Origin of the sequence: Jiangella anatolica, assembly GCF_003236295.1 — a bacterium.
Lineage (GTDB): Bacteria > Actinomycetota > Actinomycetes > Jiangellales > Jiangellaceae > Jiangella > Jiangella anatolica.
In genome coordinates this window covers 1-3,341 of the sequence record NZ_POTW01000178.1, presented here as the reverse complement: position 1 = coordinate 3,341, position 3,341 = coordinate 1, and the positions used below count along the sequence as shown (strand labels likewise).

The window sequence follows — 3,341 nt, the reverse complement described above, 5'->3', positions numbered from 1 at the left end:
TAAGAGACAGCCCCCGCCCCCACCGCGGCCCGGTCCGAGCAGTCCCTCGGTGAGCACCGGCGCGATGCCGGGGACCGCGACCGCCACCGCGAGCGCCACCGCGCCGACCCGTCGCCCGTTGCGGGCCAGCGAGTCGGTCTCGGGGATCCCGCTGCGTCGCGCCGACGGGCTGGCCGAGCGCCCCCACGCCGCCACCCGCGTCCGTCCCTCCGACACCAGCAGCGCCAGGAACCCGGCCGCCGGCGGCAGGAACCACCACCACTCCATGCCCGTGGCCATGACCGACGCCGCCACGGCATAGCAGGCGACCAGCGGCACGCCGGCCAGCGGCACCTTGCGCAGCCAGACGGCCAGCACGTCGACCAGCACCGCCACCGCGCCGGCACCGCCGACGAGCATCAGCAGGATGCCGCGCGGCACCGGGATCGGCGCGACGTAGGTGTTCGTGACGTCGATGCCCTCGCGGAACACGTCGACCAGCCGGGTGGCCCAGTCGCTGCCCGGGATGAAGCCGAGCAGTGCGACGTCGTTGGCCACCAGCACGCCCAGCCACAGCACCGCGACGGCGAGCTGCGCGATCGGCACCACCAGCGCCGGCACGCCGAGCTTGCGCAGCACGTAGCCGGTCGCGGCGACCAGCGCGACCACGATGGCGGCCGGCACGATCCAGTCGTCGGTGATGGTGATCGCGAACAGCGGCAGCACCGACAGCCACGCCGCGACCGCCGCGACGATGGTCAACCGGCCGTGTGCGCTCAGCGACGACATCAGCCCGCCTCTCGTCCGCTCGCGACGCCGGCCGGCGCGTGCGCCGGGGCCTGCACGGCCGGCCGCTGCAGCCCGAGCCGCTCCCACAGCGTGGCCAGGTGCTCGTTGCGCTTGGCGACGATGACGTTCCAGCCGGCGCTGCGCAGCACCTGCACCCCGGCGGTGAGCCGGACCTGCTCGCGGTTGTTCTCACCCAGCGAGGTCCAGGTCATGACGTCGAGCACGACGGCGAGCGCGGCGGTCGAGCCCTGCCGCAGCCCTGCCACCACGTGCGCCTCCTGCTCGCTGAGCCGGCCGAACACGCCGACCAGCAGCCCGGTGGCGGCCTCGGCGCCGCTGAGCAGGTCGGGCCAGCGTCCGACCGACGCGTCGCGCTGCGGCTGCACGACCGCGAGCGCGTCGAGCAGCGACACCTTCGCGTCGCCGGGCCCGCTGGCGGGATCGTGCCAGTTCGTCGACACCGCGCCGCCGTGGTCGGTCACGAGCCGGACGGCATAGCCGCGCTCGGCCAGGTGCACGCCGATCGACGCGGCCGCGGTGACGCTCCACTCCAGCGAGGAGTCGATGCCCTCGCCGGTGTGCCCGGAGGTGCGGGTGTCGAGCAGGATCGTGGCCCGGCTCTGCCACGGCTGCTCCTCGCGGCGCACCATCAGCTCGCCGTGGTGGGCGGTGGCGCGCCAGTGCACGCGGCGCATGTCGTCGCCGACGCGGTAGGCCCGGATCGTGGCGTCCTCCTCGCCGGCGGCGGCGATGGCCCGCGGCCGGCTGTCGCCGCTGCCGCTCCACTCGCCGACCAGCCGGACCGTCGGCAGCCGGTGCACCGTCGGGGTGACGATGAGCGTGCCGACGTCGCTGAACGCGCGCTTCAGCTCGACCATGCCGAACGGGTCGGTGACGCGCACCGTGAGCGGCCCGACCTGGTACCGGCCGCGCACCACCGGGTCGATCGCGTAAGTGACGTCGCGCCGGAACCGCGACCAGACGTGGTCGAGCACGAACCGGGGCCGGGCGCCGAGCGTGAACGGGATGCTGTCCTCGACCAGCAGCACGCCGGTCGGGATGCGGGCGGAGTTGGCCAGCCGCAGGTGCACCGTCGCGCGCTCGCCGACGGCGACCCGCGGCGGCTCGACCGACCGCGACGCCGCCAGGCGCACCCGGCTGCGCAGCGCCACGATCAGGCTGATCACCGGTACGACGGCCAGCAGCAGGCCGACCCGGAGCACGTCGCGCTGACCGGCCAGGACGGCGGCCACGATGGCGCCGCCGCCGATGGCCAGGAAGGTCCAGCCGCGTCGGGTGAGCCCGGACAGCGCGTCGTTCATCCGGGGGCTACCGGGCCGGTTCGGGCTGCGGGATGCGCTGCACGAGGTCGGTGACGATGCTCGCGGCGTCGCGCCGGCCGATCTGCGCCTCGGCCGTCGGCAGCAGCCGGTGGCTCAGCACCGGCACGGCCAGCGCCTGCAGGTCGTCGGGGAGGACGTACTCGCGCCCGGCCAGCGCGGCCCACGCCTTCGCCGCCCGGATCAGGTGCAGCGTCGCCCGCGGCGACGCGCCCAGCCGCAGGTCCGGCGAGGTGCGCGTGGCGGTGGTGAGCGCGACCGCGTACTCCTTGATCGGGTCGGCGACGAAGACGCCGCGGACCAGCCGCACCAGCTTGTGCACGTGGGCGGCGTCGCTGACCGGCTCGAGCGGGTCCAGCGCGCTGGTCGAGCCGTGCGTGTCGATCATCTCGATCTCGTGCTGCGGCGACGGGTAGCCCATGGACAGCCGCATCATGAACCGGTCGCGCTGCGCCTCGGGGAGGGGGTAGGTGCCCTCCATCTCGATCGGGTTCTGCGTGGCGACCACCATGAACGGCGCCTCGAGCTGATAGGTCGTGCCGTCGACGGTGACCTGCCGCTCCTCCATGCACTCCAGCAGCGCCGACTGCGTCTTCGGCGAGGCCCGGTTGATCTCGTCGCCGACGACGATGTTCGCGAACACGCCGCCGGGCTTGAACTCGAACTCGCGCGTCTCCTGGTTGAACACCGAGACGCCGGTGACGTCGCTGGGCATCAGGTCGGGCGTGAACTGGATGCGGCGCACCGAGCAGTCGATGGCGCGCGCGACGGACTTGGCCAGCATCGTCTTGCCGACGCCGGGGACGTCCTCGATGAGGATGTGGCCCTCGGCCAGCAGCACCGTGAGCGCCAGCTTGATGACCTCGGGCTTTCCCTCGATCACCGAGCCGATGGCGGACTGGATGCGGGCCGCGGTGTCGGCGAGGTCGACCAACGCCAACTCGGGCACGCCTTCTGCCCCCTGCTGTTGATGACGGCCCGGGTTGAACGGCTCAGGCACGTTTCCTCCTTCGATCCCCGACCTCGTCGGCGTGACGTGCCTCGGCCGATCGCGGCTCCCCGCTCTCCACGCCTCGCAACTGTGCGACGTCCGGCTGGTCGCTCAGGTTCCGGTCGGCCCCGGCTTTCGCTTACCCGCAGAGCCTATGTCCACTCCCTATGCAGGCGCATCCATCCGAAGCGGACATGAAGGGCCCGCGACGAGGGCGCCGTGGGGCGTGGTGGGGGGAGGTG

At 73.4% G+C, this 3,341-nt stretch carries 3 protein-coding genes; all 3 read right to left on the bottom strand.

From position 1 onward, the window contains the following. The coding region (locus C1I92_RS32775) for a transglutaminaseTgpA domain-containing protein (protein ID WP_199521831.1) at positions 1–768 on the bottom strand (768 nt) is incomplete at its 3' end. Continuing rightward, positions 768–2,090: a DUF58 domain-containing protein gene (locus C1I92_RS32770; protein ID WP_111258811.1), complete on the bottom strand. Its 1,323-nt coding sequence runs from the start codon at positions 2,088–2,090 to the stop codon at positions 768–770. The genes C1I92_RS32770 and C1I92_RS32775, both read right to left, overlap by 1 nt. A 7-nt stretch (positions 2,091–2,097) precedes the next feature. Beyond that, the gene (locus tag C1I92_RS32765; RefSeq protein ID WP_111258810.1) at positions 2,098–3,057 is read right to left on the bottom strand and encodes an AAA family ATPase; all 960 of its coding nucleotides are present in this window, start codon (positions 3,055–3,057) and stop codon (positions 2,098–2,100) included. Between the last annotated feature and the right edge of the window lie 284 nt (positions 3,058–3,341).